The organism is Curtobacterium sp. VKM Ac-2852 (assembly GCF_013205045.1).
Classification (GTDB): domain Bacteria; phylum Actinomycetota; class Actinomycetes; order Actinomycetales; family Microbacteriaceae; genus Curtobacterium; species Curtobacterium flaccumfaciens.
This window is the reverse complement of sequence record NZ_JABMLI010000002.1, coordinates 782,836-809,785: the sequence shown is the minus strand read 5'-3', so window position 1 is coordinate 809,785 and position 26,950 is coordinate 782,836. Positions and strand designations below refer to the sequence as shown.

Genomic DNA, 26,950 nt, shown 5'->3' with positions numbered 1-26,950 from the left:
CACCATTGTGTCGCACTATCATCGTCGAGTCATGGCATCCCGATACGACTGCACCGACTCCGACGGGCTCCTGACCGGGATGCGGCTCGCACGTGCCGCCCTCGGACGCGGAGAGCTCGTCGTGGTCCCCACCGACACCGTCTACGGCCTCGCCGCGGACGCCTTCAGCGCGACGGCCGTGCAGCGGCTGCTCGACGCGAAGGGCCGCACGCGGCAGTCGCCGCCGCCCGTGCTCATCCCCGGTCCGCCCACGCTCGACGCCCTCGCCAGCGAGGTCCCGCAGCCGGTGCGCGACCTGGTGGCCGAGTTCTGGCCGGGCGGGCTGACCGTCATCCTGCACGCACAGCCGTCGCTCGACTGGGACCTCGGCGAGACGCGCGGCACGGTCGCGCTGCGGATGCCGGACTCGCGGATCGCCCTCGAGCTGCTGCAGGAGGTCGGGCCGCTCGCGGTCTCGTCCGCGAACTCCACGGGCGACCCGGCCGCGATGGACGTCGACGCCGCCGAGCGCATGCTCGGCGACAGCGTCGCGATCTACCTGGACGGCGGACCCGTCGAGGTGCACGACGGCTTCGAAGCCAGCACCGGCTCGACGATCGTCGACGCCACCGGGCTGTCGGACGGCGGGAAGCTCCGCATCGTCCGGCACGGGGTGATCCCCGACGAGGAGATCATCCGGGTCGTCGGAGCCGACCTCGTCACATGAAGTACTACCTGCTCGCCGGGGCCATCGCCGCGGTCGTGAGCTTCGTGATGAGCCTGATCGTCTGGAAGCTCGGGCTGAAGTACAAGTGGTACCCGCAGGTCCGCGAGCGGGACGTGCACCGCACCCCGACGCCGCGGCTCGGCGGCATCGCGATGTACATCGGCGTCATCGTCTCGCTGCTCGCGGCCTGGTTCCTGTTCCCGTCGATAGCGGGGACCGACTACTTCCGGCTGGTGTTCTCCGAACCGGGTCGCGTGCTCGCGGTGCTCGGGGGAGCGACCATCATCGTGGTCCTCGGTGTCGCGGACGACATCTGGGACCTCGACTGGATGACCAAGCTCGCCGGGCAGATCATCGCGGCGGGCATCCTCGCCTGGCAGGGCGTTGCGATCGTCTCGCTGCCCATCGGCAACACGCTCGGCGTCGGCTCGTCGTACATGAGCCTGATCTTCACCGTGTTGGCGGTGGTGCTCGTGATGAACGCGGTGAACTTCATCGACGGGCTCGACGGCCTGGTGGCCGGCGTCGCGATCATCGCCGGCGGGGTCTTCTTCCTCTACACGTTCTTCATCAACCGCGTGGTCGTGCAGACCGAGTTCTTCTTCAACCTGCCGTCGCTGCTCACCGCGGTGCTCGTCGGGGCCTGCTTCGGCTTCCTCATCCTGAACTGGCACCCCGCCAAGCTCTTCATGGGCGACGCCGGCGCGCTGCTCGTCGGGTTCCTGATGGCCACGAGCGCGGTGTCGGTCACGGGCAACATCGACCCGGCGGCGGTGCAGACACGCCAGGCGCTGCTGCCGGCGTTCATCCCGATCCTGCTGCCGTTCGCGATCCTGATCGTGCCGATCCTGGACTTCGGGCTCGCGGTCACCCGACGGCTCAGCGCGGGCAAGTCGCCGTTCTCGGCCGACCGGAAGCACCTGCACCACCGCCTGCTCGACATGGGGCACTCGCACTTCCACGCGGTGCTGATCTTCTACGCGTGGACCGCGACCGTCGCCTTCGGGTGCCTGCTGTTCCTCTTCGTGGACTGGTACTGGGTCGTCGTCTTCGTGTCCGTCGGCTTCACCGTCTGCGCCGTCGCGACGTTCGCGCCGCTCGGCCGCAAACGCACCGAGATCGCCGCCCAGACCGCCAACCGTTCCGCCGCCGTGGTGGATGCCAGCCTCGACCCGCTCGACCGGGCCGCCAACGACCGCACGATCCCTGGAGACATCACGTGACCGCACCGAACGCGCTCGACCACGTCCGGCCGGTGTTCCGCCGCATCATCACCTGGGGCGCGGTCCTCGCCGTCGCCCTGGCGGTGGTCGGCGGGCTCATCGGGTTCCTCGTCGCGGACGGCCCGGGGCTGGTCGGGGGACTGCTCGGCGCCGTGCTGAGCGTCGTGTTCCTCGGGCTCACCGCCGTCAGTGTCCTCGTCGCGCTGCGCGTTTCCAAGGGGCAGATGATCTCCGGTGCCTTCTTCGGCATCGTGATGGGCACCTGGCTGCTCAAGTTCATCGTCTTCATCGTGCTGCTGGTCCTGCTCAAGGACCGCGACTGGGTCGACTTCCCGGTGCTGGCGATCGTGATCATCGCGGGGGTCGTCGGCTCCCTGGTGATCGACGTCGTCGCCGTCGCAAAGGCCCGCATCCCGATCGGCGTCCGGCTGCCGGGCGACGGCCTCGACGACTCCGCGGACGCTGGGAACCCGACCCCCCGCGTCTGAGAAGCCGGGAAGCCTCTCGCACCTGATAGGCTTCTCGAAGTCCGCTACCGGAGCCTTTCGCTCGGGGCGGACGAGCCTCCACAACGTCCACCATCGCGTGCCATGATGTGCGCGCGCCGACACAGGAGACAGCGCTGCTATCCCACGCTCTTCCCCTGTCCCTCTCCGCTGCGGTTGACACCGTCGCGGCGGGGAGCAGCAAGGCCGCCGAGTTCCATGGTCCGTCGATCAACGAGTTCTTCCCGGATGCGATCTTCTTCGCCGGGACGCCGTTCGAGATCGATCGGGTCGTCCTCATCCGCTTCTTCGCCGTCGCCGTTCTGCTGGTGTTCGCGTTCGTGGGTACCCGTGCACTGAAGCTCGTGCCGAACCGCGGTCAGGCGTTCATCGAGTACGCGTTCGACGTCGTCCGTCGCAACACCTTCGACAACCTCGGAGAGAAGGACGGCAAGCGCTTCCTGCCGCTCCTGGCGACGATCTTCTTCGGCGTGCTGTTCATGAACCTGACCGGTCTGATCCCGGGCATGAACCTCGCCGGCACGAGCCGCATCGCGATGCCGATGATCCTGGCGATCGTCGCGTACCTCGCCTTCATCTACGCCGGTCTCCGCAAGCACCCGGGCACGTTCCTCAAGAACTCGCTCTTCCCGCCCGGGGTGCCGTGGCCGCTGTACATCATCGTGACGCCGATCGAGCTCGTCTCCACCTTCGTGCTCCGTCCCGTCACCCTGACGCTGCGACTCCTGATGAACATGGTCGTGGGGCACCTGCTCCTCGTGCTGTTCTTCTCGGCCACGCAGTTCTTCTTCTTCGACGCTTCGCTCGGCTTCAAGGCCTTCGGCGTCGGGACCATCGCGTTCGGCATCGCGTTCAGCTTCTTCGAGGTCCTCGTCGCGCTGCTGCAGGCCTACGTCTTCATGCTCCTCACCGCCGTCTACATCCAGCTGGCGCTGGCCGACGAGCACTGATTCCTCACTGACCCCCTACGGGACCGGCGACCGTCGGACCCGCACCTCGAAAGGAAAACACGTGGACGCAACGACCGTTCTCGCGGAGATCAACGGCAACATCGCGACGGTTGGCTACGGCCTCGCAGCGATCGGCCCGGCCATCGGTGTCGGCATCGTCGTCGGTAAGACGATCGAGTCCGTCGCTCGCCAGCCCGAGCTCCAGGGCCGCCTGACGACCCTCATGTACATCGGTATCGCCTTCACCGAGGCCCTGGCCTTCATCGGTATCGCCACGTACTTCATCTTCACCAACTAAGGTTCCTCGATGCAGAACGCACTCATCATCGCGGCGGAGGAAGCGCACAATCCGCTGATCCCGCCGGTGTACGACATCGTGTGGTCGGCGCTCGCCTTCGTCATCATCTTCGTGGTGATGTGGCGTGTCGTCACACCGCGCATCACGAAGATGCTCGATGAGCGCACCGAGGCCATCGAGGGCGGCATCAAGAAGGCCGAGGCCGCTCAGGAGCAGGCCGCCGCTGCGCTCGACGAGTACAACAAGCAGCTCGCCGACGCACGTGCCGAGGCATCGCGCATCCGTGAGCAGGCCCGCGCCGACGCCACGGCGATCGGCAACGAGGTCCGCGAGCAGGCGGCCGCCGATGCAGCACGCATCACGGCCAACGCCCAGGCGCAGATCGAGGCCGAGCGCCAGAGCGCCGTCCAGGCACTCCGGTCCGAAGTGGGCACCCTCGCGTTGGACCTCGCGTCCGGTGTGATCGGTGAGTCGCTCAAGGACGACGCCAAGTCGACCGCAGTGGTCGACCGCTTCCTCGCCGACCTCGAGGCCTCGCAGGCCACGAAGACGGGGGAGCACTGAGCATGCGCAGCGCTACCAGAGAAGCACTCGCGTCCACCAGGGCGGTGCTGTCGGACCTCGGTCCGAGCGCCGGCCTGGCCGCGGGTGCCGAGATCCTCGCCTCCGGGCGTGCGATCGCCGGTGCGCCGCAGCTGCTCGGGCTGCTGTCCGACCCCACGGCCGACGCGGCCGGCAAGAAGGTCCTCATCGACCGTGTCTTCGCCGGGCAGTCGGACGCGACGCGTGCGGTCCTGACCGCGGTGGCCGGCTCGCGCTGGTCCTCGCAGCAGGACCTGCTCGCGGGCATCGAGGACGCGGGCATCCGCGCCGTCGCCGCCACCGCGGGTCCGGACTCGTCGATCGAGTCGGAGCTGTTCGCCTTCGAGACCGCCGTCCGCTCGGACGCCGGCCTCGAGCTGGCGCTCGGCACCAAGCTCGGCAGCCCCGAGCAGAAGGGCGCGCTCGTCGAGCGGCTCCTCGGTGCCAAGGCCTCGGAGCAGACGATCACGATCGTGTCGGCCCTGGTGCAGCAGCCCCGCGGCCGCCGCATCGGTGAGATCGTCCGCGACGCCTCGCGCATCGTGGCCGAGCAGGCCGGCAAGCTCGTCGCGACCGTCGTCACGGCGACGCCACTGACCCCCGCCCAGTCGGCCCGCGTCACGCGCGGTCTCTCCGAGCGGTACGGCAAGGACATCAGCATCAACCAGGTCGTCGACCCCACGGTCGTCGGCGGGGTCCGGGTGCAGATCGGCGGCGACGTCATCGACGGCACCGTGTCCACGCGACTCTCGGAGCTCCGGCTCCAGCTCGCCGGCTAGGCGTACGGTCGAAGCCGCTCCTCCCCAAGTCCACAACGGGAACTGCCGAGTCCGGCAGCGTCACCCTCTCGGAGCCGAAGGGCCCCGGAAAACCACAAGGAAAATCCCATGGCAGACATCACCATCAGCCCCGATGAGATCCGTGATGCCCTGAAGGACTTCGTCTCGAACTACGAGCCGACGAAGGCCTCCACGGCCGAGGTCGGGCACGTCACCGACGCCGGTGACGGCATCGCCCACGTCGAGGGTCTCCCCGGCGTCATGGCGAACGAGCTCATCCGCTTCGCGGACGGCACGCTCGGCCTGGCGCAGAACCTCGACGAAGACGAGATCGGTGCCATCGTGCTCGGCGAGTTCGGCGGCATCGAGGAGGGCATGGAGGTCACCCGCACGGGTGAGGTCCTCTCCGCCCCCGTCGGCGACGCCTTCCTCGGTCGCGTCGTCGACCCGCTCGGCGCCCCGATCGACGGTCTCGGCGAGATCGCCGCAGAGGGCCGTCGTGCCCTCGAGCTCCAGGCTCCCGGCGTCATGGCCCGCAAGTCGGTCCACCAGCCGCTGCAGACCGGCATCAAGGCCATCGACGCGATGATCCCCGTCGGCCGTGGTCAGCGTCAGCTGATCATCGGCGACCGCCAGACCGGCAAGACGGCCATCGCGATCGACACGATCATCAACCAGAAGGCCAACTGGGAGTCCGGCGACGAGGAGAAGCAGGTCCGCTGCATCTACGTCGCCATCGGTCAGAAGGGCTCCACGATCGCCTCCGTCAAGGGTGCGCTCGAGGACGCCGGTGCGATGGAGTACACCACCATCGTCGCCGCTCCGGCCTCCGACCCGGCCGGCTTCAAGTACCTCGCCCCGTACACCGGTTCGGCCATCGGCCAGCACTGGATGTACCAGGGCAAGCACGTCCTCATCATCTTCGATGACCTGTCGAAGCAGGCCGAGGCCTACCGTGCGGTGTCGCTCCTCCTGCGTCGTCCGCCGGGCCGCGAGGCCTACCCGGGTGACGTCTTCTACCTGCACTCCCGTCTGCTGGAGCGTTGCGCGAAGCTGTCCGACGAGCTCGGCGCCGGTTCGATGACGGGTCTCCCGATCATCGAGACCAAGGCGAACGACGTCTCGGCGTACATCCCGACCAACGTCATCTCCATCACCGACGGCCAGATCTTCCTGCAGTCGGACCTCTTCAACGCGAACCAGCGTCCGGCCGTCGACGTGGGCATCTCGGTGTCCCGCGTCGGTGGTGACGCCCAGGTGAAGTCGATCAAGAAGGTCTCCGGCACGCTGAAGCTCGAGCTGGCGCAGTACCGCTCGCTCGAGGCGTTCGCGATGTTCGCGTCCGACCTCGACCAGGCGTCGCGTCGACAGCTGGAGCGCGGTGCCCGCCTGACCGAGCTCCTCAAGCAGCCGCAGTACTCGCCGTACCCGGTCGAGGAGCAGGTCGTCTCGATCTGGGCCGGCACGAACGGCAAGCTCGACACCGTCCCGGTGCCGGACGTGCTCCGCTTCGAGTCCGAACTGCTCGACCACCTGCGTCGCAACTCCGATGTCCTCACGACGCTGCGCGAGACGAACCAGCTCAGCGACGAGACCGTCGCCGAGATGGACAAGCAGATCGACGAGTTCACGAAGAGCTTCCAGACGAGCGACGGCAAGACCCTCGGCTCCGAGCAGTTCGACGCGGCTGACGCCGAGGACGTCGACCAGGAGCAGATCGTCAAGGGTCGTCGCTAGATGGCAGCGCAGGTCCGGGTCTACCGCCAGCGGATCAAGTCGGCGAAGACCACGAAGAAGGTCACCCGCGCCATGGAGCTGATCTCGGCGTCGCGGATCCAGAAGGCGCAGGCCCGCATGGCTGCGTCCGGTCCGTACTCGCGGGCCGTCACCCGTGCGGTGTCGGCAGTGGCGACGTTCTCGAACGTCGATCACGTGCTGACCACCGAGCCGGAGTCGTCGACCCGTGCAGCCGTCGTGCTCTTCACCTCGGACCGCGGCCTGAACGGCGCGTTCAGCACGAACGTCCTCAAGCAGGGCGAGGAGCTCGCCTCCCTGCTCCGCAGCGAGGGCAAGGACGTCGTCTACTACCTGGTCGGCCGCAAGTCCGTCGGGTACTTCGCGTTCCGTGAGCGTCCGTCCGAGCAGCAGTGGGTCGGCAACACCGACCAGCCGGAGTTCTCGACGGCCAAGGAGATCGGCGACGCCGTCGTGGCGAAGTTCCTCCAGGACACTGCTGACGGCGGCGTGGACGAGATCCACATCGTGTTCAACCGGTTCATCAGCCTGGCGACCCAGGAGCCGCAGGTCGTTCGCCTGCTGCCCCTCGAGGTCGTCGAGGGCATCGACGAGCCCGAGGGCAACGAGCCCCTGCCGCTCTACGAGTTCGAGCCGGACGCCGATGCGGTGCTCGACTCGCTGCTCCCGGTCTACATCGAGAGCCGCATCTTTAACGCCATGCTGCAGTCGGCTGCTTCCGAGCACGCCGCGCGTCAGAAGGCGATGAAGGCGGCCAGCGACAACGCCGACTCGCTGATCCGTGACTTCACCCGACTCGCGAACAACGCGCGTCAGGCGGAGATCACCCAGCAGATCTCCGAGATCGTCGGCGGCGCCGACGCCCTCTCGTCGAAGAAGAAGTAGTCCGCGTCGTTCGCGGACAGATACCCACCCTCAGGAAGGCACCAGCCATGACCGACACCGCAACCACCGCGGTCGAGACGTCGTCGGCGCCCGGTGTCGGCCGGATCGCCCGTGTCACGGGCCCCGTCGTCGACATCGAGTTCCCCCACGACGCAATCCCGGAGATGTACAACCTCCTGTTCACGACCATCACCATCGGTGACTCGTCGCAGGAGATCGGCCTCGAGGTCGCCCAGCACCTCGGCGACGACCTCGTCCGTGCCATCTCCCTGAAGCCGACCGACGGCCTGGTCCGTGGCCAGGAGGTCCGTGACTCGGGCGCTCCGATCTCGGTCCCCGTCGGCGACGTCACCAAGGGCAAGGTCTTCGACGTCCTCGGCAACGTGCTCAACACGGACGAGAAGCTCGAGATCACCGAGCGCTGGCCGATCCACCGCAAGGCCCCGGCCTTCGACCAGCTCGAATCCAAGACCTCGATGTTCGAGACCGGCATCAAGTCCATCGACCTCCTCACCCCGTACGTGCAGGGTGGCAAGATCGGCCTCTTCGGTGGTGCGGGCGTCGGCAAGACCGTCCTCATCCAGGAGATGATCCAGCGCGTTGCGCAGGACCACGGCGGTGTGTCGGTGTTCGCCGGTGTCGGTGAGCGCACCCGTGAGGGCAACGACCTCATCGGTGAGATGGAAGAGGCGGGTGTCTTCGACAAGACGGCCCTCGTGTTCGGCCAGATGGACGAGCCGCCGGGAACGCGTCTCCGCGTGGCCCTGTCGGCGCTGACGATGGCGGAGTACTTCCGCGATGTCCAGAAGCAGGACGTGCTCCTCTTCATCGACAACATCTTCCGCTTCACGCAGGCCGGCTCCGAGGTCTCGACGCTGCTCGGCCGCATGCCGTCCGCCGTGGGCTACCAGCCCAACCTCGCCGACGAGATGGGTGTGCTCCAGGAGCGCATCACCTCGACGCGTGGTCACTCGATCACCTCGCTGCAGGCGATCTACGTGCCGGCTGACGACTACACCGACCCGGCTCCGGCCACCACGTTCGCGCACCTCGACGCGACGACCGAGCTCTCCCGTGAGATCGCGTCGCAGGGTCTGTACCCCGCGATCGACCCGCTGGCGTCGACGTCGCGCATCATGGACCCGCGCTACCTGGGTGCCGACCACTACGAGACGGCCACGCGCGTCAAGCAGATCCTCCAGAAGAACAAGGAACTGCAGGAGATCATCGCCATCCTCGGTGTCGACGAGCTCTCCGAAGAGGACAAGATCACGGTCGAGCGCGCTCGTCGTATCCAGCAGTTCCTCTCGCAGAACACCTACATGGCGAAGAAGTTCACGGGCGTCGAGGGCTCCACGGTGCCGCTCAAGGACACCATCGAGTCCTTCCGCGCCATCGCCGACGGCGAGTTCGACCACGTTGCGACCCAGGCGTTCTTCAACGTCGGTGGCATCAACGACGTGGAAGAGAAGTGGGCTCAGATCCAGAAGGAGAACCGCTGACATGGCGGGTCTCAGCGTGAGCGTCGTCTCGGCTGACCGCGAGGTCTGGTCGGGCGACACCACCATGGTCGTCGCACGGACGACAGAGGGCCAGATCGGCATCCTCGCCGGACACGAGCCGATGCTCGCGATCCTGGCGCAGGGTCAGGTCCGCATCACGCGGGCCGATGGGTCGACCGTCGCGGTCGACGCCGAGGACGGCTTCCTGTCGGTCGAGCACGACACGGTGACGATCGTCGCGCGGCAGGCCGCGCTGGCGTCCTGACCGGACTGACCGTCCTGCTCCCGCCTTCGGAGACGAAGCGGGAGGGCGGGGACACGAGCCGCACGCTCGATCTGCGTGCACTCTCGTTCCCGGAACTGGCCGATGAGCGGGCCGCGGTGATCACCGCGGCCCGCTTCGTCAGTTCCGAGGAGTCCTCGGCCAGGACGGCACTCAAGCTCGGTCCGAAGTCCATCGCCGAGCGCCTCCGGAACCTCGAGCTCGACACCTCGGGCACCATGCCCGCGATCGAGCGGTACACGGGGGTCCTCTACGACCCGTTGGGTGTGCAGGACGCGGACGCGGCGACCCGTGCGTGGTGGGCGGAGCACGTGATCGTGCAGTCCGCGATGTTCGGCCCGATCGGCGCCGGTGACCCGATCCCGGCGTACCGGCTGTCGCACGACTCGCGGCTCGGTTCGATCCGGTTGGCCGCGCACTGGCCCGCGGTGTCGACCCGTTCCCTGCTGACCCGTGCGGACGGCCTGGTGCTCGACCTGCGGTCCGAGGGGTACCGGCAGCTCGGTCCCGTGTCCGGAGCGGTGACACCGCGGGTGGTGAGCGTCGACGGCTCCGGTCGTCGTCGTGCACTGAACCACTGGAACAAGACCGCGAAGGGCCGCCTGGTGGCGTTGCTCGCCCGCACCGGCGCGAGCATCGGCAGCATGGACGACCTGGTCGTCTGGGCGGCGGCGAACGGCGTGGTGGTCGAACGCAACGAGGGCGGCTGGGACCTGGTCGCCGAGAGCCTGGAGCCCGTCGCCGCCTGAGCGGGTTCCGCCGGCTCGTCCTCCACAGGCGTGGGTGGGGCAGCTCCGGTCCACAGATGGCCGGGGCGCCCCTGCCTGGAGGCCCGCAGCACGCTTCGATGGCGTGCATGATCCCTCTCACGGCACAGTCCGGCCCCGGCTCCGCAGTCCGTTTCCCTCGCGAGATCGCCGCGGCGGTCACCCTCCCCGCCGCAGCGGCCGCGCTGGTCGCGCCCGGCCGTGCGGACCTGTCGACGGCGGCTGCGACGGCCGTGGTGACCGCGTGCGGCGCACTCGCGCCCCGGATGGCCCTGGTGCCGTTCATCGCGGCGCAGGGCACGCCGGACCCGCGGTCGATCCGGGTGTTCGACCCCTTCGCCGACCCGACACCACCGGCGCTCCACGGTTTCGGCCCGGCTCCCGATCGTGCCCGCGTGCGGCTCGCCGGTGACCGGTGCGCCGACGCGTGGCGGGTGTGGCGGGCGCAGGACGGCCCGTTCGACGGATCGTCCGGTGCCGCCGGTGCCCTGTCGCTCGGTGCCTGGTGCGCGTGGGCGCTCGGGTCCTGGGCCCGGGCGGAGACGCGTGCCCGGTACGCCCTCGAGACGCGCGTCGACGACCCGCTCGCGGGGCTCGTCCTGCGTTCGGTCGTCGCGGGCAGCGGGCCGTCGTGGGAGCGTCGATGACGTGGGGTCGACCGGATCGTCTACGGTGGGGGAGACCACACTGGGAGGGCTCCGGTTGTACGACGACGACATCGAGGACACCGTCATCCGGCGACCCCGACGATCGCCGGCGGGCGACCGGACGGCGGACGCCGTCGGTGACACCGTCATCCGCGGCGCAGGTCCCGTCCTCCCCGGAGCCGGAGCCGGAGCCGGAGCCGGTCCCGATTCCGACTCCGGGTCCGACGACGGGGTCCTCGGTGACACGGTCATCCGGCCCCCGGTCGGTGCACCCGCCCAGGCACCGGCAGCGGTGGACGACGTCGATCCGGAGGACACCGTCGTCCGGGTGCCGGCGCGACCCGGCGACCGAGCGGGCCCGTTCGTGGGTGCTGCCCCGGGCCTCCCGGCCGTCCCGTCCGTACCCGCCGCACCTGCGGCACGCGTGCCCTCGATCCGCATCGGCGACCGCACCTTCCGGCTCGACCACCCGGTGGTCATCGGCCGTCGGCCGTCGCTGCCCCGGGTCACCCGTGGTCCGCAGCCCGAACTCGTGACCGTGCGGTCGGCGTACGGGCAGGTGTCGTCGTCCCACGTCCGGATGCACGCCGAGGGCGCAGCCGTCGTCGTGCAGGACCTCCGGTCCACGAACGGCACCGTCGTCCGCCCGGCCGGTGCGCCCGCCTACCGCATGGCGTCGGGTGCGTCGATCGTGGCGCTGACGGGTACGGTAGTCGAGATCGGTGACGGCAACGCCATCGAGGTCCTCTCGCCGTACCTCCGGGTCGCACCGACGGCAGAGGGGCTGCCTCCGGTTCCCCCGTGGCCCTCCGATCAGACAGCACACGGCACGCCCCGACCCACCAGAGAGCGATCCTGACACGTGACCGAACTCGGCCGAGCAGCCACTGCGCACGCCATCGACGTCCCCGGTGCCGACGGCGCCACCCTGACGCTCTCGTGGGGAGCCGCGACCGACGTCGGTCGACGGCGTGACCACAACGAGGACAGCTACATCGTGGGCGCGCCGTTCTTCGTCGTCGCCGACGGCATGGGCGGGCACCTCGCGGGCGACCGCGCCAGCGACGCGGTCGTGCGTCGGCTCGAACAGGTGACGGCCGAACCGTTCACCACGCGCCAGGGCATCCAGCGTGCACTGCTCCTCGCGACCGCCGACATCGAGCGCGCAGCCGGCGGCAACGCCATCGGCGCGGGCACCACCGTCACCGGGATCGCGCTCGTGGCCTCGCTCGGGCAGCCCGCAGCGCTCGTGTTCAACGTCGGTGACTCCCGCACCTACCGCATCGAGGACGGCGTGCTGCGCCGCGTCACCGTCGACCACTCGGTGGTGCAGGAGATGGTGGACGCCGGTCTGTTGCGTGCCGAGGACGCCGAGCAGCACCCGGACAGCAACGTCATCACGCGTGCGGTCGGCTTCGGCGAACCGCCGGCACCGGACTGGTGGACCCTGCCCCTGCGGGCCGGTGACCGCTACATCGTCTGCTCCGACGGGCTGACCAAGGAGCTCGGCGACGCCGGCATCGCGCGCATCGCGGCACGTGAGCCGGGCGCGCAGGACCTGGCGGAGCGTCTGGTGGGCGACGCCGTCGTGGCCGGCGGTCGTGACAACGTCACCGTGGTGGTGCTGCAGGTCGATGCCGCGCCGGACGACGGCGACCTCGAGGACACGCTGCCGAGGCACTGACTGGCCCCCGAACTGGGGGAACGCGTCGAGCTGTGGGGGATCGGCGTGCGGAATGTCCGTCACCCACGCTTCGTACAATGACATGGCCACGTCGAGAGAGCTGGCCGCTCGGCCGGGGGAGGAGAGGACCATGGCGAGACGCCTGCCGTCCAACCCGCCCGTGATCGGCGGTTTCAGTCCCGTCCACGTCCTCGGGTCCGGTGGCTTCGCCGACGTCTTCCTCTACGAACAGGACATGCCCCGACGACAGGTCGCGGTGAAGGTGCTGCTGGACGAGGTCGTCGACGACCGCGTCCGGCAGATGTTCCAGGCCGAGGCCAACCTGATGGCCCGGCTCAGCACGCACCCGTCGATCCTCACCGTCTTCCAGGCCAGCGTCGCCGCTGACGGCCGTCCCTACCTGGTCATGGAGCTCTGCTCGTCGTCCCTCAGCGAGCGCTACCGTCGCGAACCGATCCCGGTGTCCGAGGTGCTGTCGATCGGCATCCGCATCGGTTCGGCGCTCGAAACCGCACACCGTGAGGGCGTGCTGCACCGCGACATCAAGCCCTCGAACATCCTGCTGACGGCCTACGGCAACCCCGTGCTCTCCGACTTCGGCATCGCCGCGACGATCGGGGGCACCGACCCCGACGAGCCGATCGGCATGTCGATCCCGTGGTCCGCGCCCGAGGTCCTCATCGACGAGTCGCGCGGCACGATCCAGTCCGAGGTGTACTCACTCGCGGCGACGGTGTACTCGCTCCTCGCCGGGCGCAGCCCGTTCGAGGTCCGCGGTGGCAAAAACGGTGCGAACGATCTGATGCACCGGATCGACAAGGGCGGCGTGAAGCCGACCGGTCGCACCGACGTGCCGCCCTCGCTGGAGCGCCTGCTCGCCTCGGCGCTCTCCCGCAAGCCGCAGGGACGCCCCGCGACGGTGATGGAACTCGTGCGTGGGTTCCAACAGGTCGAGGCCGAGCTCGGCATCCCGCAGACGTCCGCCGACGTCGCGGTCGAGGCCTGGGCTATCTCGACGCCCACCCCGCACGGCGACCGCACCGTGATCCGTGAGCTGCAGCCACCCACCCGGGTCGGTGCGCGTCGTCGGACCCGCCGCGCGGTGCAGGGCGGGGTCGTGGCCGGCGGTTCGCACAGCGTCGGCACCGTGCACCGCACCGGGTCCGTGACACGTGCCCGTCGCCGGACCCGTTCGACCCTGGTCTGGGCGACGTCCCTCGCCGTCGTCGTGGTCGCGGCCCTCGCGATCGCCACGGTCGTCGTCGTCGGTCGGCTCGGCGCCGGGGCGATCCCGGTCGTGGCCGAGGTCCGTGCCGAGCCGTCGCCGCAGTCGGTGTCCTTCAGCTGGACCGACCCGGGGCTGCGCAGCGGCGACACGTACGTCATCTCGTCCAACGGGTCCTCGAGCCAGCAGACCGGCACGACGTTCGTCGTCTCCGGTGAACGCGGCGACGAGGAGTGCATCGCCGTCGCGGTGAACCGCGACGGCAAGACGGGTGCTGCGAGCGCGCAGAAGTGCGCGACGATCGGGAGCGCCGGGTGATCCGCGCCCTCCTCGCGAAGCACCGCTCCGCAGCCGTGACCACCGGTGCCTCGCTGCTCGTCGGCGCCGTCGTCGCGACCACGGCCATCGTCTCCACCGGGTACCACACGCAACGCGTCGACCTCGGTGACGGCACCGTCTGGGTGCCCTCGGCCGAGTACGGCGCGGTCGGCCGGGCGAACACCGGCATCCTGCAGCTCAACACCGCGGTCGAGACGGCCAGCGACGACCTGTCCGTGCTGCAGCGCGGCTCCACCGTCTACAGCGTCGACGAGACCAAGGGCACGGTCGCCCGGGTCGACGTCGCCGACGCCACCGTGGGTGATGCGATCACGCTGCCTGCCGGGACGCCGCAGGTCTTCTTCGCGGGCGACACCGCGGTCATCGGCAACGCGGACACGGGTGAGCTCTGGTCGACCCCCGCGAGCGACCTCGCCGAGTTCGACGCGTCGGCCAAGGCCGACCTGACCCTGGGCGCCGACACCGTCTTCGACGCCTCCGACGGCCACGTCGCGGTCTACTCCGCGAAGACCGGAACGGCGTCGCTGGTCGACGTCGGCACGACACTCACCGTCGCCGAACGGTGGAAGGTCGACATGGACCGGGGCGACGACTTCCAGGTCGCCACGTTCGACGGGCACCTCGCCGTGCTCGACCGCACGAGCGGTGCCCTGTCGGTCGACGGGCGCACCGTCGAGCTCGGCGACCGGGTGGGGTCGTCGCCGGCCCTCCAGCGGTCGTCGGACACCACGGCCCAGGTCACGGTCGCCGGCACGGCGGGCCTGGTCCGCGTCAGTGCCTCCGGCACCGTGGACGCCACCGCGCTCGAGGTGTCCGGTCGAGCCGCGCGGCCCTACGTCGACGGCTCCTGCACGTACGCCGCGTGGGCGGGCGGACAGGCGATCGACACTTGCGACGGCAGCGCGTTGCAGCGGCTGGCGAGCACCGGCGGTACGAGCGAACTGCAGATCCTGCACAACGGCGACACCGTCGTCGCCAACGACCCGACGAGCGGCCGATCCTGGGCGATCGACCGGAGTGGTCAGCTCATCGACAACTGGGCCGACCTGATCAAGCAGGACGACGAGCAGCAGCAGGAGCAGGTCTCCGACGACGACCCCGAGGTCGACAAGGACCAGAAGCCACCGGTGGCGGTGGACGACGAACTGGGCGCTCGTCCGGGACGCACCACGAGCCTCCCGGTCCTGCTGAACGACTACGACCCGAACGGTGACCCGATCATCGTGAGCGAGGTCGGCACCATCTCGAAGTCCGCCGGCCGCGTCGCGATCGTCGGCGACGGACAACGTCTGCAGGTCACGCTGTCGTCCCGCGCCACCGGGACCGTGACGTTCCCGTACACGATCACCGACGGCAACGGCGGTTCGGACACCGCGACGGTCCGGATCCGCGTGCGCCCCGACAGCGAGAACGAGGCGCCGCGGCAGGTCCGTGACACCTCGGCCGACGTCGTCCAGAACGGGCACGTGGTCTCGAACGTGCTCGGTGACTGGGTCGACCCGGACGGCGACCCCGTGTACCTGGAGTCGGCCACCGCGTCGAACGGCGACCGGGTGTCCACCACACCGGACGGCCTGCTCGACTTCCGGAACGACAGCGGCCGCACCGGTGAGCGGTCGGTGCAGCTGGTCGTGAGCGACGGACGCGCCGACGGCCGGGGCGCCGTGACGGTCCGGGTGGCCAAGCAGGGCACCGTCCCGTTGCGCGCCGACCCGTTCCCCGTGTCCGGGTACGCCGGCAAGGCCTTCACGGTCGAGCCACTCGACCACGTGCGTGGTGGCAACGGCACCGTGACACTGACCAGCGTGTCGTCGGCATCCGGGCTCACCGTCACCCCGAGCTACGACGCCGGGACCTTCCGGGTGCAGGGGGAGCGGGCGGGCGACCACCAGCTCGAGTACACGGTGACCGACGGCGTGAAGACGTCGAGCGGCATCGTCCGGGTGACCGTCCTCGCGCCACCGGACGCCTCGACGGCGCCGATCACCACGCCGAAGACGGTGTTCGTCAACACCCTGTCCACCAAGGACACGGACGTCACCGCGACCGACATCGACCCGGCGGGCGGGGTGCTGCTCGTGACGGCGCTCGACGGACCCGCACGGGGCAGCGGCGTGCAGGCGAGCATCCTCGACCAGCACAAGGTCCGCGTCACGCTCACGGCGCCGCTCGACGGTCCGGTGTCGTTCGGGTACACGGAGACGAACGGATTGGCGTCGTCCCCTGGCACGATCACCGTCGTCGAGATCCCGAAGCCCGACCGCATCCAGCCCCCGGTCGCCCAGCCCGACACCGCCACCGTGCGCGTCGGAGACGTCGCGAACATCGACGTGCTCGGCAACGACACCCAGCCCGAGGGCGAACCGTTGACGCTCCAGCCCGAACTGGTGCAGAACGTGCCGGGCAACGGCGGCCTGCTGTTCGTCTCCGGTGACCACCTGCGCTACCTCGCCCCGAAGACCCCGGGCAACTACACCGCCGTCTACCGGGTCGCCGGTCCGGACGGTCAGTACGCCGATGCCGCCGTGTCGATCTCGGTGCGCGAGCGTGACGCCGCGACCAACAACCCGCCGGTCCCGCAGACCGTCACCGCGCGCGTGGTCGCCGGGTCGTCGGTGCGGATCAGCGTGCCGTTGAACGGGATCGACCCGGACGGCGACTCCGTCCAGCTCGTCGGCGTGGGCTCCAACCCCGACAAGGGATCGGTCGCCGACGTCGCCTCGGACGCCCTGACCTACGAGGCCGGCGACTACTCGGCGGGGACCGACGAGTTCACCTACACGGTCGTGGACGCTCTCGGGGCCCGCGCGTCCGGCACCGTGCGGGTGGGCATCGCACCCCGCGCCGAGCAGGCCTCGAACCCCGTGGCCGAGGCCGACCACGTCACGATCCGTCCCGGTGGGTCGGTGACGGTGCGTGTCCTGCAGAACGACTCCGACCCCGAGGGCGGGCAGCTCACCGTCGCGCAGGCCGAGCCGACGGCCGAGGACGTCACCGCGAAGATCCTCCGGAAGCAGCAGATCCGCGTCACGCCCCCGAAGACGGCGAAGCGCGGTGACTACGCCGTGCTCTACACCGTCGCGAACAGCAGCGGGGGATCGAGCACGACCTTCCTCACGGTGACCGTCGACCCGGACGCCCAGCCGCTCCGGCCCGAGGTCGACGACACGACCCTCGACCTGCAGGACATCCTCCGCCGGAAGAGCGTGACCGTCGACGTGCTCGACAACGTCTTCTTCGCCGAGGGCACCGCGGCCGACCTCCGGGTCGGGGTCGTCCCCGGCTACGGCGACACGGCGACGCCCACCGGCGACGGCCGCATCACGGTCCGGTTGACCGACGATTCGCAGGTGATCCCGTTCTCGGTCGCCCGGCTCGACCACCCAGACATCGTCTCCTACGGCTTCATCAACGTGCCGGGCTTCGACGACGCCCTGCCCCAGATCAACCGCAGCGCCGGGGCGGTCACGGTGAAGAGCGAGGCCACGGTCCGCATCCCGCTGCAGGACTTCGTCGTGACGGCGAACGGCGAGACCGCGAAGATCACCGACCGCGGCACGGTCAAGGCCACCCACGCAAACGGGCAGAGCCTGGTGGTGGACTCGTCGACGCTGCAGTTCACGTCGTCGAAGCTCTACTACGGCAAGGCGTCGATCTCGTTCGAGGTCACCGACGGCTCGTCGGCGAACGGCGGCAAGGGCCGCGTTGCCACCCTCGTGCTCCCGATCACGGTCACGCCCCGGTCGAACCAGCCGCCAGCGTTCGCGGGCTCCTCGATCGAGATGCAGCCGGGCGAGACGCGGAAGATCGACCTGACGAAGCTCACCGACTACCCGTACCCGAAGGACCTGCCGGAGCTCCGGTACTCGATCGTCGGCCGGCCCGCCGCTGGGACGACCGCGTCGATCGCGAAGCAGCAGCTCACCATCGCAGTCGCCGACACCGCGAAGAAGAACACCACCGCGTCGATCGGGATCGGCGTCGCGGACGACGCCAACGCCGGTCGTGCCGGCACGGTCGCCGTGGGCGTCGTCGGCTCCACCCGGCCGGTGGTCCAGCCGGGCGCCGACCGCGCGGTCACGAAGCGCGGGGCGACCACCACCCTCGACGTCCTGACGAACGACCAGCCGACCAACCCGTTCCCCGGCGAGCGGCTGCGCGTCGTGAACATCCGCGGTCTGTCCGGCGGACTCCCGAAGGGTGTCACCGTCACACCGAGCGGTGATCGCTCGCGTCTGCAGGTCGCGGTCGCCGGAACCGCGAAGCCCGGCGACGCGCACCTGCAGTACCAGGTGGCGGACGCCACGAACGACCCCGACCGGTACGTCTGGGGCGACGTCACGATCTCGGTGCAGGACGTCCCGGACGCGCCGGGGGCGCCCACCCGCACCGGCTCCTACGACGGTGGTCAGGCCACGCTGACCTGGGCGACCCCGCAGAGCAACAACTCGCCCATCACGGGCTACCGCGTCGTCGGGACCAACGGCGTCTCGAAGAACTGCGGGACCGCGACGGTGTGCACTGTCACCGGCCTCGACCCGAAGGAGTCCTACCGGTTCCAGGTCGTGGCGACCAACGCGATCGGTGACTCAAAGCCCTCGGCCCGCTCGGGTCCGATGAGTGCGGACTTCGTGCCGGCACCGCCGAAGGGCATCACGGTCACGCCCAGCAGGTCGACGCCGAACCAGCTCGACGTCAAGTGGGGCAAGGTGTCCGCGCCGAACAACGGCAGCGCGGTCGACAACTACGTCGTGACGATCGAGGGTCCGGGGTTGTCCGACACCCGCAACACCGGCACCGCCACGAGCACCTCGTTCACCGGCGCCCAGAGTGCCGCCCAGTACACGGTCACCGTGTCGGCCCGGAACGCCGCCGACCGCAACGGCACGGTGGTGCAGTGGAACTCCGCGTCCGCCACCGGAAGCGCGGTCGGGACGCCGGGCAAGCCGACGAACCTCCAGGCGGTAGCCGGCGACCAGGCGGATTCGTCGGGTCGCTCGACCGTGACCGTGAGCTGGAGCGCTGGCGATGCCGCTGGCGGTTCCGGTCTCCGGTACGCCGTGTTCCGATCCGGCAACGTGGACTGCGCGGCCCCGTCCTCGAACTCGATCGGCAGCTCGAGTCCGGCCCGTGACTCGGGCGTCGGTGGCGGCTCGACGCGGTACGCCGTCACCGTCTCCAACGGCTTCTTCTGCAACGTCGAGTACGTCGACGCCGTGACCTACGAGCGTCCGTCGGGGACGAACCGGCCGGACGTGGGGACGACCCAGACGAGCACCAACCTCTGGAACGTCTCCGTGACGGCACCGTCGCGGAGCGTGGACCACTACCAGCTCGACACCGGCGGTCAGACGGTCAGGCTGCAGCCGGGTCAGACGTGGACGGGTGTTCCTGGGACGGGCGGTCGCAACGTCTCCTCGCAGCTGGTCCTCCGCGCGTGCGGCGGACCAGGGAGCACGTTCTGCACGACGGACGACCAGTCCTGGACCGGTGCCGCCGCCGCCTTCGACACCCGTGTGGCCGTGACCGCGGCGCAGCAGGGCAAGCCGCTGGTGGTCTCGGGTCCCGGTGGTGGCACGGTCCGGTTCACCGCCGACTGGTTCCTCGACGAGGGCGGCAACGTGTTCGTCGGCACCGACAGCTGGAACGCCGGGGAGACCGCTCCGACCCCTCCGCTCGGTGCCAGCTCCGTCAAGGTCCGCGCGACCGTCAGGACAGCGGACGGGTCCGAGCTGTCCCAGGAGGGTGAGCCCACCGAGGCCTTCCCGGTTGCCGATGCCCCCGCTCCCGAGCAGCCTGCCCCGGAACCAGCCCCCGGCGGCTGACACCCGTCGCCCCGACCCGCCAACGCCGCCCTCCCGCCACGACCGAAGGACCATCCCGCATGAGCATGACCCCGGAGCAGGCCACCTGGTTCGCCGACGTCGCAGGCCGCATCGTGACCAACGTCGAGCAGGTGCTCCTCGGGAAGACGTTCGTGATCCGCCTCGCGGTCACGGCGATGCTCAGCGAGGGGCACCTGCTCCTCGAGGACGTTCCCGGAACGGGCAAGACGAGCCTCGCCCGAGCGATGGCGCAGAGCGTGCAGGGCACCACGAACCGCATCCAGTTCACCCCCGACCTGCTGCCGGGCGACATCACCGGCATCAGTGTCTACGACCAGCGCACGCAGGAGTTCGACTTCCACCGCGGGCCGGTCTTCGCGAACATCGTGCTCGCCGACGAGATCAACCGTGCAAGCCCGAAGACCCAGTCCGCGCTGCTCGAGGCGATGGAGGAGTCCGCGATCACGGTCGACGGCGTCAACCACCGTCTCGCCGCGCCCTTCATGGTCATCGCGACCCAGAACCCGATCGAGCAGGCCGGCACCTACCGCCTGCCCGAGGCGCAGCTCGACCGCTTCCTCATGAAGACGTCCATCGGGTACCCCGACCACGCCGCGACGGTGAAGATCCTCGAGACCTCGTCGGCTCCGTCGGCGTCGGTCCCGCTGGCGAGCGTCGTGCCCGCCGCGACCATCACGGAGATGGCCGCCCTGGCGCGCACCGTGCACGTCGACGCCGTGATCGCCGACTACGTCGCCCGCCTGGTGGACTCGACCCGCTCCGCGAGCGAGGTCCGGCTCGGTGTCAGCGTCCGCGGGGCGATGGGCCTGATCCGTGCTTCCCGTGTCCTCGCGGCGCTGAGCGGTCGCCACTACGTCACACCGGACGACGTGAAGGCGCTGGCCGTCCCGGTCCTCGCGCACCGCCTGGTGCTCGACGCCGAGGCTGAGTTCGACGGCGTCAGCGCACCGAGCGTCATCGCGCAGCTCCTGGTGGAGACCCCGCCGCCCGCCGACCGAGTCACGACGTGACGGACCGCCGGTCCGTCTCCACGCGCTCGCGCCGTCCGTCCTCGACGCGGTCGCGTCGTGGCACGACGGCGTACGAGCGCACGGGGACGGTCACCGGCATGACCAACGTCCGGACGCGGATCGTCGGTGACCGCGAGGGCGTCGCAGCGGATGCGGTCATCGGGATCGTCCGGCTCTGGGCAACGGCCTGGAGGCTCGTCCTGCGTCTCTGGGGCGAGGTCTCGTCCGTCGTCACCGGGCTCGGGTGGACGGTCGCCGCGCTGACGCTCGTCGCGTTCGTGGCCGGCTACCGCTTCGGTCTGCGGGAGATCGTCGTCGTCGGGTTCGCCGGCGCGGTGCTCGCGGTGGTCGCTGCGGTGGCGTTGATCGGCCGGTCACGGCTGGTGATCCGGATGCGGCTCCCGCAGCACCGTGTGGCGGTCGGCGACGACGCCGGTGTGATCATCACGGCCGAGAACCCCACGCGCCTGCCGTCGGTGCCGACCACCGTCGAGGTGCCGGTCGGGTCCGGTCTGGTCGACGTCGCCATCCCGGCCATCGGGCCGCACGGCACCTTCGAGCGGCAGGTCCCCGTCCCGACGCTCCGCCGCGGGGTGCTCGACGTCGGGCCCGTGACGGGGGTCCGCGCCGACCCCGTGGGACTCGTCCGCCGCGAACTCGTCTGGACCGCCCGCGAGCAGGTCATCGTGCACCCGCGCACCATCGCGATCCCGTCGACGAGTACCGGGCTGGTGCGTGACCTCGAGGGGCAGGCGACGACGGACCTGTCGCCCGCGGACATCGCCTTCCACGCCATCCGCGAGTACATGCCCGGCGATGACCCGCGCACCATCCACTGGAAGTCGACCGCGAAGTCCGGCGCGCTCATGGTCCGGCAGTTCGAGGACACCCGTCGCTCGCACCTCGTCGTCGCGCTCGGCATCGCCCGCGGTGAGTTCGCCGACGACGAGGAGTTCGAGCTCGCGGTGAGCGCGGCCGCATCGCTCGGAGCGCGGGCGATCCGCGACGGCCGCGAGGTCTCGGTGGTGGTGTCCCAGCGCACGCCGGAGTTCGCGAAGCGCGCGGTGTACGCCGTCCGGACGCTCCCCACCGTCACACCGACGCGCCTGCTCGACGACTTCGCCTCGGTCGGCCTGGCCGACGCGTGCCTGCCGATCGCCGAGGTCTCCCGGATCGTGGGGAGCGACACCGACGGCATCTCCGTCGCGTTCCTCGTCGTGGGGTCGACCGTCGGCCTGCCCGCGCTCCGACTCGCCGCCACGCGGTTCCCCGTCGGGGTGGAGGTCGTCGCGGTGATCTGCGAGCCCGAGGCCCAGCCGCGGTTCCTGCGTGTCGCGGGTCTGACGGTGATGACCATCGGCTACCTGGACGACCTGCGGCACGCCCTGCACCGATCGGCGTCGGCAGCATGAGCGCCGCACCCGTGACCACCCCGGCCCCGGCGCCGGACCGGGCGAGACGCTCGACCCGACGGTCCGACCGTCGCGATGCCCGCCGGCTCGTCCCGTTCCGCCTCGCCGGCGGCACGCTCGCGGTCTGGCTGTTGCTGGCCGTCGCGAGCACGTCCTGGTGGCCGGTGTACCGGGACGGCGCGATGGTCACCGCCGCGGTCACCGCGATCGTGATCGGGACGGTCGTCGCGCTCCTCGGCACCCTGCTCCGGCTCCCGATGGCCGTCGTGGCGATCGCGACCGTCGCCGCGTTCACGCTGACCGGCGTCCCCGCCGCCGTGCCGAGCCAGGCGAACGGCCTGCTGCCCACCGGACACGGACTCCTCGACCTCTTCGCCGGTGTCGCCCTCGGCTGGAAGCAGCTGGTGACCATCGGCCTTCCGGTGGGCTCCTACGAAGCGCTCCTCGTGCCCTACTTCGTGACGCTGCTCGTGGCGACGGTGACCGCCGTGAGCGTGGCGACCCGCGCCTCCAGGCAGGAACTCGCGAGCATCCCGGCACTGGTGCTCTTCGCGGTGGGCGTGGTCGTCGGGCCGAGCCGGCTCGACACGTCGATCGTGACGGCGGTCGTCCTGGTCGGCCTCGCCCTCGTCTGGGCGTTGACGGTCCGGCACGCGCGTCGCGCGGTCGCCGTGGCGACCACCATCGGTTCCCGCGTGCCGGTCGCACGGTCCATCGTCCGACCCGCGCTCGTGGGCACCGGCACCATCGTGGCCGCGGCGGTCGTCGCGACCGGGCTCGGCCTGGTCGCACCGCCCTCCGGCGACCGCACCGTCGCTCGCACCGATGTCGTGAAGCCGTTCGATCCCCGCGACTACGTCAGTCCGCTCAGCGGGTTCCGCGCCTACGAGGAATCCACCGCCTCGGACGCGACCCAGCTCCGGGTGACCGGCCTGCCCGAGGGCGGGTTCGTCCGCATCGCGACGCTGGACACCTACGACGGCGTGGTCTACCGGGTCGGCGGCGCCGACGGCTCGGCGGGCTCGGGCACCTTCGAACGCGTGCCGACCTCGGTCGACGTCCGTGGCGTCCGGGGCACCACGGTCGACGTCGGTGTGACGGTCGACGGGTACCGCGGTGTGTGGCTGCCGACGGTCGGCGACCTGGAGCGCGTGGAGTTCACCGGGCAGGACGCCGACGACGAGCGCGGCGCGTTCTTCTACAACGGATCGACCGGCACCGGCGCCGTGGTCGGCGGAGTGGGGGACGGCACGTCCTACGACCTGACGGCGGTGCTGCCCGACCAGCCGACGGAACGGCAACTGGCGACCGCGCGGCCGGGGAGCGCCGCCGTCCCCACCGCACGGGACGTCCCCGACGCCGTGCGCGACACCGTGGAGTCGACGACGAAGGACGTGTCGGCACCCGGCGCGAAGCTCCTCGCCGCGGTGCAGGCACTGCAGCGGAAGGGGTACGTCAGTCACGGTGTCGGTGACGACCGGATGAGCCGGTCCGGCCACGGTGCCGACCGTGTCCAGGAGCTCCTCACCGCGCCCCTGATGATCGGGGACCAGGAACAGTACGCCGCGGCGGCCGCGCTGATGGCCGACCAGATCGGGTTCCCCGCGCGGGTCGTGATGGGCTTCACGGCCGGGGGCGACTCGGGCAGCGACGGCACCGCAGCGCGTGGCGGGACGACGACCTTCCGCGGGTCCGACGTCACGGCCCGCATCGAGGTGGACACCGCGCAGTGGGGGTGGGTGATGCTGAACCCCAACCCCGAGGTGCGCGAGATCCCGGACGAGCAGCAGCAGACCCCGCAGCCGGTGACGCGTCCGGAAACGGTCGTGCCGCCGCCCCCGGTAGACCAGCAGGACCAGGACCAGCAGACGCCTCCGGAGAGTGACCGGAACACGCCGCCGGTGCAGCCGCTCTGGCTCCGGATCCTGCTCGCGGTGCTGCCCTGGGCCCTCGGGACCCTCGGCGTCGTCGCACTCGTCCTGCTGCCGTTCGCCGTGATCGTGCTGCTGAAGCGACTGCGACGGCGACGACGGCGGAACGCCACCACGCACCGGGGTCGCATCGTCGGCGCCTGGGACGAGTACCGCGACGCGCTGCTCGACCGTGGGCACGACGTACGGCGATCCGCCACCCGGCGTGAAGCCGTCGTCGGTGCACCGGGCGACGGCGGGACCGGACTCGCGGCGCTGGCCGACCGTGCGGTGTTCGGTCCGAGCGATGCCGACCAGTCCACCGCCGATCGCATGTGGGCGGCGACGGACGACGCGATCGGTTCGCTCCGGACCGGGCGGACCCGGCGGGAGCGGTTCCGCACCGCCGTGTCGCTCCGGTCGCTGCGGGGAGCCGGGCGTCGTCCGACGGCACGGTCCCGTCGTGGAACCGACGGCCAGACTGCGTCGGGGCACGGCGACTACGATGTCCAGAGGCCGGACGAGCGTCGTGGACGGCCGAGTGAGGACAGAGGCACCACGTGATCAGATGCGAACACTGCGGATCGATGCTCCCGGACGGGGCGATCTTCTGCGGTGAGTGCGGACGCGCGGTCACCGCCGCGGCGAGCCGTCGCCCGGTCGCGCCGACCCCCGTCGAACAGGCACCGCCGCCACCGTTGCAGCAGCCCGACGCGCACGGCCGACGGTCCGACCCGGCCTCCGACGCCTGGTTGCCCGAATCCACGCTCGACCCCGCCACCCGCGCCTGGCTCACCGGTGCCGACCGCCGTGGAACCGAACCGCCGGCACCCGTGCCGGTGCAGCGTCCCGACGACTTCGCGCCGCGGCAGGCGCCCTCCCACGTGCACGGCGCCGGATCCGGACTCGGGGACTGGTCGGGCGCTCCGGGCCAGTCGGATGCGGAGCCGGCTCTCGACCCCGACGCCTACCCGTCCGAGCCCCTCGACGCCGACGACCCCGAGCGCACCCGCATCGCCCCGGCTCCGGGTCGCGCGGCGACGCCCGCCGCCCCGGTGCGCGATGCCCCAACGCCGGGTCCTGAGCAGACGGCGCAGCAGCCCGTCGCGCCCCCGCACACCGCGGAGCCCGCTCTGCCCGTGTGGGCACCGCCGGCCGCCACCGCACCTCCAGCGGCACCCGCCGCTCCGTCCTGGTGGGTGGGCCGTGGTACCCCGGCTGCCGAGACGCCGTCCGAGCCGGTCGTTCCGCCGGTGCCAGGAGCACCTGCCGACCCGGCCGCCGAGCAGGGCACCGCGGCTCCTGCGTCGGACCCACAGGACGGACAGGACCCACAGGACGGACCGGACCCACAGGGCGCACAGGATGCCCAGGTCGGCTCCGAGCCGGAGCGCGACGAGGTGATCGTGGGGGCGTCGGAGACGAGTGCCGCCGACGACCAGCCCGCCGTCGTGTCGCCCCCGCAGCCCGGGGACACCGCCGTGGTCGAGCCGCTCATCGACCGACGGCCGCCGCGTCCGGCCCCGCTCGTCACCCCCGGCATGCACGAGACGACCATCTGCCACGTCTGCGGCAACCGGCTCGAGCCCGACGACATCTTCTGCGGCGAGTGCGGAGCCGTCCGCCCGGCGGTCACCGCGGCCTTCACCGGCCCGGTCATGCCCTTGCCGATGACCCGACCCGACTGGGCAGCAGAGGGCTCTGACGAGACCCTGGGATCTGACAGCGCCCAGGGGTCTGACGGCACCCAGGGGTCTGACGGCACCGAGACGTCCGGAACGGCCGACGATGCGGACGAGCCGGCCGGGGGCTCGTCCGACCTCACGGGCTCGGACGAGCCCGACGAGAACAGCGCTGACGAACTCGCTGCGCACGACGAGCAGGGCGATGAGCCGCACGACGAGGTCCCGGTGGACGACGAGCCGGTCCGCGCCGAGGTCGAGCAGTCCGGTTCGGGCCGTCGCGCCCGGAGGGCGCACGCTGCCCCGGTCAGCGAGCCCGAGGCGTCCGCCGTACCGCGCACCCCGCTCCCGCCGGTGCCCGGTTCCGCGACCGTCCCGTCCTCCGCGCCGTCCGCCGCCACCACCGGCGCGCCCCTGGCTGCGCCGCTGCCCCCGATCCCGGGAACGACCGGACCCGCGCTGCCGCTCCCGCCGGCGAGCCCGTCGGAGTCGAACGCCGGAGCCGATGCGCCCGACGACCCCGACGACGACGTCGACGAGACCCGCATCGTCGCGAAGACCCCGACCCGGGCGCCGTTCGTCCTGCACTTCAGCACGGGTGAACGGCTCGGGGTGCACGGCACGGGCCTGCTCGGCCGCCTGCCGCGACCGCAGCCGGGGGAGCGGTACGACGACCTGCTGACCGTGCACGATCCGGGCAAGTCCGTGTCGAAGACCCACCTCGAGCTCGGCCGCGACGGCGACGACCTGTGGGTCTCCGACCGGTTCTCCGGCAACGGCACGGTGGTCCGGCACATCGACGGATCGATCCGCCGCTGCGAGCCCGGTCGGCGGTACCGCGTCGAGCGTGGTGCGCGCGTCGACATCGGTGAGCAGTTCTTCCTCGTGCAGTAGGCGACTTCTCCACAGATCCCGTCGCGGACCAGCGCTGGGCCGTTCGCACCTGGTGCGATGGGGAC

General features: G+C 70.7%; 21 protein-coding genes. All 21 read left to right on the top strand.

Annotation, left to right across the window (positions count from 1 at the left end; translation table 11 throughout):
* Positions 1 to 31: 31 nt before the first annotated feature.
* Complete coding sequence (locus HQQ79_RS10235) at positions 32 to 706, top strand: L-threonylcarbamoyladenylate synthase (protein ID WP_027465784.1); 675 nt, start codon at positions 32 to 34, stop codon at positions 704 to 706.
* Complete coding sequence (locus tag HQQ79_RS10230) at positions 703 to 1,929, top strand: MraY family glycosyltransferase (RefSeq protein ID WP_027465783.1); 1,227 nt, start codon at positions 703 to 705, stop codon at positions 1,927 to 1,929. The genes HQQ79_RS10235 and HQQ79_RS10230 overlap by 4 nt, the downstream gene beginning before the upstream one ends.
* Complete coding sequence (locus tag HQQ79_RS10225) at positions 1,926 to 2,417, top strand: hypothetical protein (RefSeq protein WP_035808335.1); 492 nt, start codon at positions 1,926 to 1,928, stop codon at positions 2,415 to 2,417. The genes HQQ79_RS10230 and HQQ79_RS10225 overlap by 4 nt, the downstream gene beginning before the upstream one ends.
* A gap of 107 nt (positions 2,418 to 2,524) precedes the next feature.
* Positions 2,525 to 3,385, top strand: a complete 861-nt coding sequence (gene atpB, locus HQQ79_RS10220; RefSeq protein ID WP_027465782.1) for a F0F1 ATP synthase subunit A — start codon at positions 2,525 to 2,527, stop codon at positions 3,383 to 3,385.
* A gap of 61 nt (positions 3,386 to 3,446) precedes the next feature.
* On the top strand, positions 3,447 to 3,683 hold the full coding sequence (atpE, locus tag HQQ79_RS10215; RefSeq protein ID WP_027465781.1) for an ATP synthase F0 subunit C: 237 nt from the start codon (positions 3,447 to 3,449) through the stop codon (positions 3,681 to 3,683).
* A gap of 9 nt (positions 3,684 to 3,692) precedes the next feature.
* A complete protein-coding gene (locus HQQ79_RS10210; protein ID WP_027465780.1) occupies positions 3,693 to 4,247 on the top strand; it encodes a F0F1 ATP synthase subunit B in 555 nt (184 codons plus the stop codon).
* Positions 4,248 to 4,249: 2 nt separating this feature from the next.
* On the top strand, positions 4,250 to 5,044 hold the full coding sequence (locus tag HQQ79_RS10205; RefSeq protein WP_027465779.1) for a F0F1 ATP synthase subunit delta: 795 nt from the start codon (positions 4,250 to 4,252) through the stop codon (positions 5,042 to 5,044).
* A gap of 108 nt (positions 5,045 to 5,152) precedes the next feature.
* Positions 5,153 to 6,781: a F0F1 ATP synthase subunit alpha gene (gene atpA / locus HQQ79_RS10200; RefSeq protein ID WP_027465778.1), complete on the top strand. Its 1,629-nt coding sequence runs from the start codon at positions 5,153 to 5,155 to the stop codon at positions 6,779 to 6,781.
* Positions 6,782 to 7,684, top strand: a complete 903-nt coding sequence (locus tag HQQ79_RS10195) for a F0F1 ATP synthase subunit gamma (RefSeq protein WP_027465777.1) — start codon at positions 6,782 to 6,784, stop codon at positions 7,682 to 7,684.
* Between the two features lie 47 nt (positions 7,685 to 7,731).
* Positions 7,732 to 9,186, top strand: coding sequence for a F0F1 ATP synthase subunit beta (gene atpD, locus HQQ79_RS10190; protein ID WP_017885744.1), 1,455 nt, complete (start codon positions 7,732 to 7,734; stop codon positions 9,184 to 9,186).
* Between the two features lies 1 nt (position 9,187).
* On the top strand, positions 9,188 to 9,451 hold the full coding sequence (locus tag HQQ79_RS10185; RefSeq protein ID WP_027465776.1) for a F0F1 ATP synthase subunit epsilon: 264 nt from the start codon (positions 9,188 to 9,190) through the stop codon (positions 9,449 to 9,451).
* Positions 9,448 to 10,218, top strand: coding sequence for a YaaA family protein (locus tag HQQ79_RS10180; protein ID WP_367948094.1), 771 nt, complete (start codon positions 9,448 to 9,450; stop codon positions 10,216 to 10,218). Before HQQ79_RS10185 ends, HQQ79_RS10180 begins: the two co-directional genes overlap by 4 nt.
* A 107-nt stretch (positions 10,219 to 10,325) precedes the next feature.
* Positions 10,326 to 10,883 (top strand): hypothetical protein, encoded by a 558-nt coding sequence (locus HQQ79_RS10175; protein ID WP_173034056.1) that lies wholly within the window; start codon positions 10,326 to 10,328, stop codon positions 10,881 to 10,883.
* A 55-nt stretch (positions 10,884 to 10,938) separates the two neighbouring features.
* On the top strand, positions 10,939 to 11,742 hold the full coding sequence (locus HQQ79_RS10170; protein ID WP_216852359.1) for an FHA domain-containing protein: 804 nt from the start codon (positions 10,939 to 10,941) through the stop codon (positions 11,740 to 11,742).
* Between the two features lie 3 nt (positions 11,743 to 11,745).
* Positions 11,746 to 12,567 carry a PP2C family serine/threonine-protein phosphatase gene (locus HQQ79_RS10165; protein WP_017885739.1) on the top strand — a complete coding sequence of 274 codons (822 nt, stop codon included), beginning with the start codon at positions 11,746 to 11,748 and terminating at the stop codon, positions 12,565 to 12,567.
* A gap of 130 nt (positions 12,568 to 12,697) precedes the next feature.
* Positions 12,698 to 14,110 carry a serine/threonine-protein kinase gene (locus tag HQQ79_RS10160; protein WP_173034052.1) on the top strand — a complete coding sequence of 471 codons (1,413 nt, stop codon included), beginning with the start codon at positions 12,698 to 12,700 and terminating at the stop codon, positions 14,108 to 14,110.
* Positions 14,107 to 19,956 (top strand): Ig-like domain-containing protein, encoded by a 5,850-nt coding sequence (locus tag HQQ79_RS10155; RefSeq protein ID WP_173034050.1) that lies wholly within the window; start codon positions 14,107 to 14,109, stop codon positions 19,954 to 19,956. Before HQQ79_RS10160 ends, HQQ79_RS10155 begins: the two co-directional genes overlap by 4 nt.
* A gap of 59 nt (positions 19,957 to 20,015) precedes the next feature.
* Positions 20,016 to 20,987, top strand: coding sequence for a MoxR family ATPase (locus tag HQQ79_RS10150; RefSeq protein ID WP_173034048.1), 972 nt, complete (start codon positions 20,016 to 20,018; stop codon positions 20,985 to 20,987).
* Positions 20,988 to 21,085: 98 nt separating this feature from the next.
* A complete protein-coding gene (locus HQQ79_RS10145; RefSeq protein ID WP_051596797.1) occupies positions 21,086 to 22,399 on the top strand; it encodes a DUF58 domain-containing protein in 1,314 nt (437 codons plus the stop codon).
* A complete protein-coding gene (locus HQQ79_RS10140) occupies positions 22,396 to 24,873 on the top strand; it encodes a DUF3488 domain-containing protein (RefSeq protein WP_173034044.1) in 2,478 nt (825 codons plus the stop codon). The genes HQQ79_RS10145 and HQQ79_RS10140 overlap by 4 nt, the downstream gene beginning before the upstream one ends.
* The gene (locus HQQ79_RS10135) at positions 24,870 to 26,885 is read left to right on the top strand and encodes a zinc-ribbon domain-containing protein (RefSeq protein WP_216852358.1); all 2,016 of its coding nucleotides are present in this window, start codon (positions 24,870 to 24,872) and stop codon (positions 26,883 to 26,885) included. The genes HQQ79_RS10140 and HQQ79_RS10135 overlap by 4 nt, the downstream gene beginning before the upstream one ends.
* The last annotated feature ends 65 nt before the right edge of the window (positions 26,886 to 26,950 follow it).